Source organism: Stenotrophomonas sp. PS02300, assembly GCF_029959395.1.
GTDB classification, from domain to species: domain Bacteria; phylum Pseudomonadota; class Gammaproteobacteria; order Xanthomonadales; family Xanthomonadaceae; genus Stenotrophomonas; species Stenotrophomonas maltophilia_AD.
Genome location: NZ_JASCOP010000174.1, coordinates 1 through 6771, shown reverse-complemented (window position 1 = coordinate 6771; position 6771 = coordinate 1). Strand labels below are relative to the sequence as shown.

The window sequence follows — 6771 nt, the reverse complement described above, 5'->3', positions numbered from 1 at the left end:
GTCGTCGCCTACCGCTTAGAAATTGGCCCGCAGATTGAACAACACGCGCCGCGGTTCGCCCCAATACCCCGAATTGAAGAACCCGACATTGCGGTAGTACACCTTGTCGAACAGGTTGGTCACGGTCACCCCCACGCTCACGTTGTCGGTGATCCGGTAGCGCCCCATCAGGTCGAACAGCACATACCCGCCCTGGCGCATCTTGCCGGTGGCAGTGATCGGGGCCCCGGCAGCGGTGTAGCGTCCGGTGGGGATCGGCTGCATCTGGTAGATCTCGCTCTGCACGCTGAACCCACCGCCGACCATCCACCTGCCGTGGCGCCAGGTGGTGTTGAAGCGCGCCAGCTGCATGGGGCTGGTACTGGCGAAGCGGCTGCCATCCGGGTTGGTGCTGTAGGCGTAGGTGTAGCCGCCGGTCATGCTCCAGGTGTCGGTGATCGAACCGGACAGTTCGAACTCGGCCCCGTTGGTTTCAATGCCCTTGCTGGCGATGTAGGGCACGCTGCCGTCGGGCAGCACGATGTCGGCGCCGGCCGGGTCGCGCGTGGCCACGTTGTCCTGCTTCATGTAGAAGCCGTTGAGCGAGCCGTACAGGCGGCCGCCGAAGAACTCGCCCTTGAAGCCATATTCGTAGTTGCTGCCGGTCACCGGGTCCAGCAGCTGGTTGTTGATGTCGCGCAGCGCGGTGGCCTGGAACACATCGGAATAGCTGGCGAACGCGGAGATGTTCGCGCTGAGGTCGTAGATGGCGCCCAGGTACGGGGTCGGCTCATGCGCGGTGGTGCGCGCGCTGCGCCCGGTGAACACACCGTTGACGTCGAAGTTGTCGGTGCTGCTCTTGTAATCCGAATAGCGCACGCCGGCGATGACCTTGAGCGGATCGATCGGATTCAGGCGCATCGCCGCGTAGTAGCCGGTCTCGGTGGTGGTGGTGGTGCTGGAGGGAATGCCGTAAATGAACGTGGTCGGCTTGCCGATGTTGCCGTCCCAGCTGTAGATGCTGGGGAAGGCGGCCACGTTGTAAGGGCGCGAGCTGATGCCGGCGCGGATCGTGTCCAGGTCGCGGTCGTAGTGGTTCACGCCCACCACCAGTTCGTGCTGGCGCCCGAACAGCTGGAACGGTCCCGATGCATACAGGTCGAAGGCATCTTCGCGGGTTTCGGACACCGAATAGGTATCGGCGATGCGCAGGCCCAGGCCGGTGACCGGGTCGGCCCAGTTGCCGGTGTTGGATCCCGCCAGCAGCAGGCTGTCGGTGTCGGTGTTGCGGCGGTTGTAGGCCAGCCGACCGCTCCAGCCGGCAGCAAACTGCTGTTCCAGGGTGAGGAAGTAGTTGGTGCTCTCGCGGTTCCATTCGTTCCAGCGTGCCGCAGCGCTGTAGGAGCGCGGCATCTTCGCGGTGCTGCCATCGCGGAAGAACAGCGGCGAGGCGCTCCAGGCGCCGCCATCGGATTCGGTCTTGAGGTAATCGATGCCGGCGCGCAGGCGGGTGTTGTCGGTGAGGTCGGCTTCGATCACGCCGTACAGGCTGGGCGATTTGTCATGCTGGAAACGCACCCAGCTTTCCTTGTCGGTGTAGGCGCCGACGAAGCGGCCGCGCACACGGCCGCTGTCGGTCAGCGGGCCGGACACGTCCACTTCGCCGCGCTTGTAGTCCCACGAGCCGGCGCTGAGGCTGGTGCTGGCCTGGAAGCTGTCGGTCGGACGCTTGCGCACCATGTTGACCGTGGCCGAGGGATTGCCCGAGCCGGTCACCAGGCCGCTGGCGCCGCGCACGATTTCGATGCGTTCGTAGATCGAGGTGTCGCTGAGGATCGAGTTGCCGCCGGCACCGGTGGTGTAGTTGGTCGGCACGCCATCGAACATGAAGTTGTTGATCGCAAAGCCACGCGCGGTGAACAGGGTGCGGTTGCTGTCGTACGACTGCACGGTCACGCCCGGGGTCTGCTGCAGCACTTCGGCGATGGTGATGAGGTTGAAATCCTCGATGCGCTGGCGGGTGAACACCGTGAGCGACTGCGGGGTTTCGCGCAGGGTCAGCGGCAGCTTGGTGGCGGTGTTGGTGCCGTACACCTGGTAGCCCTCGGTGCGCTGGGTGACCAGCACCTTGTCCAGCTCGGTGGTCTTCGGGGTATCGCCATCCGGCGCGGCCACCGATTGGGCCAGCGCCAGCGTGGGTGCCGTGGCAGCCAGCGCCAGGCACAGGGCAAGGGTGTTCCGGCGCGGGGCGCCAGCGGTGCGGAAACGGGACATGGGAAAACCTCGGTGGCAGCGAAGATCAGGAATCGGGCGCGCGCGATGCGGCGGGGCGTGGCGAGGGTCGCGCCGTGGGCGCGGTCCGGTAGCTGAGCCAGAGCAGGGGCAGGGCAGCGCCAGCAGCGAGGATGCCGCAGCCGGCGATGACGCCGTAGGCGATGCCCCAGGCGCCGATGCTGCAGGCCACGGCGGCGGTCAGTGCGAGCCAGCCGAGCAGCCGCAGCCGGCGCCGGCGCGCCAGCGCAGGGGCGGCACCGAAGACATCCCGGTGGTGGCGTTCCATGGCCAGCGACAGGCACAGGAAGCCGAGCAGCGACAGCAGCAGCGCAAGCAGGGTCATGCGCCGGGCCCGGTTGCGGGGGCTGCGCTGGCGCGTGGCGCACGCACGCGGCGCTGCGCCGGCACGTGCCGGTTTACCTTGCGCGCGGCCCACAGCAGGCCTGCACCGATCAGCAGCAGGCCGACATCCATGCCGCCCTTGGCCAGGTCGCCTGCGGCAAATGCCGCGAGCATGCCGCCGTGCCAGGCCGCCACGTTGAACACCGGCAGCAGCACGGCGAGCACGCCGGCACAGGCGAGCTGTTCCACCCACGCGCGGCGCGGCAGGCGCAGCGTGGCATGCAGCAGGCAAAGCGCCCACGCGGCGAAGAACACGCTGATTTCAGCCTTGGAGCGCTGCTCCAGTGCGGTCGGCAGCAGCCGGTTGCCCCACAGGAACGCGAGCATCGCCACCGGCAGGCCGGCCACGAAGCCGATGTTGAGGCGTTCCACGATGCGGAAGCCCAGGTGCGGGCGGTCGGCACCGGGCAGTTGCTCGCGCCGTTTCACCGTCCACAGCACCAGCCCGGTGGCCACCATCAACGTGCCGGCTACGCCGGACAGGAAGAACAGCCAGCGCATGGCGGTGGGGGCGAAACGCGCGGCGTGCATGCCGATCATGCCGTCGCGGGTGTAGACCGTGGCCGAGCGTGCCGAGGGGCCACCCAGCAGCGCGCCATGCGCGTCGAAGCGCAGCGGTTCGCCGTTGTCGGCGATGCGGTCGCCACTGTCGCGGCGCAGGGTAATGCGCATCGCCGCATCGCCGGGCTGGTCGACCACCACGGATGCGGCATGGCCTTCGCCCCACTGGCGTGCGGCCACCGGCAGCAGCGCCGCCAGCGCCGGTGGCGTGGCGGCCTGGCCCAGCGGTTCAACCTTGGCCTCGCGCGGGAACAGCTCGGCGAAGAACGCATCGCGCCCGCCGAAGTTGGCATCCACCGCCCACGGCATGTACACCGTCATCAGCGTGATCAAGCCGGTGTAGGTGATCATCAGGTGGAACGGCAGCGAGAGCACCGCCAGTGCGTTGTGCCCATCCAGCCAGCTGCGCTGGCCCTTGCCGCGGCGCAGGGTGAAGAAGTCGGCGAAGATCTTCTTGTGGATGATCACGCCGCTGACGATGGCCACCAGCATGAACATCGTGCAGAAGCAGACGAACCAGCGCGCCCAGATCACCGGCACGTAGTGCAGGTCGAAGTGCAGGCGATAGAAGAAATCGCCGCCGCGCGTGTCGCGCGCCTGCACCGGGGTGCCGTTGGCATCCAGCGTGGCCTGCCACGGGTTGGGCTGGCCGCGCTTGGGTTCCGGTGCATCCTTGGGCTGCCAGCGCACCGCAGTGGCGTTGCTGCGGCTGCCGGGCAGTTCGATGGACCAGCGCGTGGCATCCGGCGCCGTGCGCGCCAGGAAGGCCTGCGCCTGTTCCAGTGCGATTCCGCTACTGGCCGGCAGGGTCAGTTCCGGCTGCATCCAGCGGGTCAGTTCCACCCGCCAGTAGCTGGCGGTGCCGGCGATGAAGATCAGGTACAGCACCCAGCCGACCACCAGGCCGGACCAGGTGTGCAGCACCGCCTGCGACTGGCGGAAGCCCTGGCTCATGCCACGCTCCCGTCCAGCAGGGTGGACAGTGCCATGCCGACGCAGGCAGCCAGCGCCAGTCCGACCGCCGCCCGCGCAATGCTGCGCGCGGCATAGGCCCAGATCGCGGCGAGGGTGTAGATCACGAACGAGGCCATGGTCGCGGCCAGCGCGGCGTCAGCCAGGCTGCCGGGCAGCAGGCGCGCCAGCGCGGCGGCCCAGGTGGCCGCGACCGTGTAGCCGCCGAGCAGGGCCAGCGCGCCTCGCGCCCAGAGCACACCGTTGCCTGCCTTGCGCTTCGGGGCGCGGCGTGGGGTGGCACCGGCCGGTACGGTCGGGGACGGGGAGGGCGGTTGCGAACGGGGCACGGCGGCGGCGGGCTGCAAAGCAATTGAGAATCAATATTATTTGACGTGGGCCAGCCTGTCGAATCCCTCGATCGAGGGATGCGCCGTGCCAGCCCTTGTGCTGCAGCGGTTTCCGGGCGCACCCATGCCCAGGCGGCGCGACCTGCAATGTTATAAACACCGTAATAGTCTCCCCGGCAGCTGCCGCAGTAGGCTTTGCCCATTGCACAGGAGCTGTTGCCATGGGTCACGACCACGATCACCTGCCGAGCGAGATCCGCCACGAGAAGCCGTTGTGGTGGGCGCTGGGGCTCACCACCACCTTCCTCATCGTGGAGGTGGTGGGCGCGTTCTGGACCAACAGCCTGGCGCTGCTGTCCGATGCGGCGCACATGGCCACCGACACGCTGGCGCTGATGATCGCGCTGGTGGCGGTGCGGCTGAGCCGGCGTCCGCCGGATGCGCGGCGCACCTACGGGTATGCGCGGCTGGAAGCGCTGGGCGCGATGATCAACGGCGGCATGCTGTTCGTGGTGGCCGGCTACATCCTGTGGGAAGCAGTGGCGCGGTTCCGGCAGCCGCAGGAGATCGCGTCGACCGGGATGCTGGTGATTGCGGCGTTCGGGCTGGTGATCAATCTGATTTCGATGCGTCTGCTGCGCGCGGGCAGCGGCGAGAGCCTCAACGTGAAGGGCGCGTACCTGGAAGTGTGGGCAGATATGCTGGGGTCGGTGGCGGTGATCATCGGTGCGCTGCTGATCCGCTGGACCGGCTGGAAGCCGATCGATCCAATCCTGGCGGTGCTGATCGGGCTGTGGGTGCTGCCGCGCACGTGGGTGCTGATGCGCGAGGCGATCAACGTGTTGTTGGAGGGCGTGCCGAAGGGCATCCAGGTGGAGGCGGTGCGGGCGCGGTTGTGTGCACACGACGGGGTCCAGGATGTGCACGATCTGCATGTGTGGGCGCTGGCGTCGAGCACGCCGGCGCTGACCGCGCATGTGGTGATTGCCGAAGGGGTGGATGCGGACGGGCTGCGCCGGCGGCTGGGCACGGCGCTGCACGAGGATTTCGGCATCGATCATGTGACGCTGCAGATCGAGGCGGACCATTGCGGGGATGATTGCGGCGATGGCACGCCGGTGGGGAAGGCCGGCCACGGCGATCACGATCACGACCATGGCCATGACCACGCGGGGCATGCGCATGGGCGGACACACGAGCCGCGCCGCAGCAGTCCGGACGCGCAGGGCCATCACGGGCATCCACATCCCTGAACCGGCGGGTGCCGCTACAATGGCGGCCTGCCTTGCCATCCCCTCGGAGAAACCGCAGTGACCCGGAAACTCGTACTGTTGCGCCACGGCCAGAGCCAGTGGAACCTGGACAACCGCTTCACCGGTTGGGTGGACGTGGAACTGACCGAGCACGGCCGCAGCGAAGCTGCCGCCGCTGGCCGCCTGATGCGCGAAGAGGGGCTGCAGTTCGATGTGGCGCACACGTCGGTGCTGAAGCGGGCGATCCACACGCTGCAGGGCGCGCTGGCCGAGCTGGACCAGGACTGGCTGCCGGTGAGCAAGAGCTGGCGCCTGAATGAGCGTCATTACGGTGGTCTGCAGGGCCTGGACAAGGCCGAGACGGCGGCCAAGCACGGCGAGGACCAGGTCAAGATCTGGCGCCGTTCGTACGACATCCCGCCGCCGGCGATGGACCGCGAGGATCCGGGCCACCCGATCCACGACCGCCGCTATTCGACGCTGGACCGCAATGCGCTGCCGGGTACGGAGTCGCTGGCAACCACGCTGGAACGCGTGCTGCCGTACTGGTTCGATGCGATCGCGCCGCAGCTGAAGGATGGCAAGACGGTGCTGGTCACCGCGCACGGCAATTCGCTGCGCGCGCTGTACAAGTACCTCAACAACGTCTCCCAGGAAGCCATCCTGGAGCTCAACATTCCGACCGGTATTCCGTTGCTGTTCGAGCTCAACGATGACCTGACCGTGCAGTCGTTCCGCTACCTGGGCGACCCGGAAGCAGCGCGCAAGGCCGCTGAGGCTGTGGCGAACCAAGGCAAAGCGAAATAATTGCCTGATTGCATGACGCCGTAGAGCCGGGCCCTGCCCGGCTGCTGTTGGATTCCGCGAACAGCCGCGGGCTCAATGCATCTGCGGCTTGGCGGGACGGTGCGGGTTTGCGGGACACGCCGTGAATCCGTCCATGGAGGCTTGTAGAAAACATCCATGTTTTCTACAGTCCCGCAAACCCGCCCCGTCCCACC

6 protein-coding genes are annotated in these 6771 nt (G+C 67.6%); 2 read left to right on the top strand and 4 right to left on the bottom strand.

What is annotated here, in order from left to right; translation table 11 throughout:
* Window positions 1-15: 15 nt before the first annotated feature.
* Genes QMX79_RS19350 through QMX79_RS19335 form a run of 4 tightly spaced genes read right to left on the bottom strand, consistent with a single transcriptional unit; the run spans window position 16 to window position 4517 of the window.
* Window positions 16-2253 carry a TonB-dependent siderophore receptor gene (locus tag QMX79_RS19350; RefSeq protein WP_282248220.1) on the bottom strand — a complete coding sequence of 746 codons (2238 nt, stop codon included), beginning with the start codon at window positions 2251-2253 and terminating at the stop codon, window positions 16-18.
* A 25-nt stretch (window positions 2254-2278) separates the two neighbouring features.
* Complete coding sequence (locus QMX79_RS19345; RefSeq protein ID WP_282248219.1) at window positions 2279-2596, bottom strand: DUF3325 family protein; 318 nt, start codon at window positions 2594-2596, stop codon at window positions 2279-2281.
* On the bottom strand, window positions 2593-4170 hold the full coding sequence (locus QMX79_RS19340; protein WP_282248218.1) for a PepSY-associated TM helix domain-containing protein: 1578 nt from the start codon (window positions 4168-4170) through the stop codon (window positions 2593-2595). Before QMX79_RS19340 ends, QMX79_RS19345 begins: the two co-directional genes overlap by 4 nt.
* Window positions 4167-4517, bottom strand: a complete 351-nt coding sequence (locus QMX79_RS19335; protein ID WP_282248217.1) for a hypothetical protein — start codon at window positions 4515-4517, stop codon at window positions 4167-4169. Before QMX79_RS19335 ends, QMX79_RS19340 begins: the two co-directional genes overlap by 4 nt.
* A gap of 221 nt (window positions 4518-4738) precedes the next feature.
* Between QMX79_RS19335 and QMX79_RS19330 the strand changes: the two genes are divergently transcribed.
* Together QMX79_RS19330 and gpmA are read left to right on the top strand one after the other, a co-directional pair.
* Entirely contained in the window at window positions 4739-5770 is a 1032-nt protein-coding gene (locus tag QMX79_RS19330) for a cation diffusion facilitator family transporter (RefSeq protein WP_282248216.1), read from the top strand.
* A gap of 57 nt (window positions 5771-5827) precedes the next feature.
* Window positions 5828-6577: a 2,3-diphosphoglycerate-dependent phosphoglycerate mutase gene (gene gpmA, locus QMX79_RS19325; RefSeq protein WP_282248215.1), complete on the top strand. Its 750-nt coding sequence runs from the start codon at window positions 5828-5830 to the stop codon at window positions 6575-6577.
* Window positions 6578-6771: the final 194 nt, after the last annotated feature.

Bases quoted from the DNA above. Each gene is read 5' to 3' on its own strand.
- QMX79_RS19340 (WP_282248218.1), bottom strand. From the start codon at position 4,170: ATGAGCCAGGGCTTCCGCCAGTCGCAGGCGGTGCTGCACACCTGGTCC.
- QMX79_RS19330 (WP_282248216.1), top strand. From the start codon at position 4,739: ATGGGTCACGACCACGATCACCTGCCGAGCGAGATCCGCCACGAGAAG.
- QMX79_RS19345 (WP_282248219.1), bottom strand. From the start codon at position 2,596: ATGACCCTGCTTGCGCTGCTGCTGTCGCTGCTCGGCTTCCTGTGCCTG.
- QMX79_RS19350 (WP_282248220.1), bottom strand. From the start codon at position 2,253: ATGTCCCGTTTCCGCACCGCTGGCGCCCCGCGCCGGAACACCCTTGCC.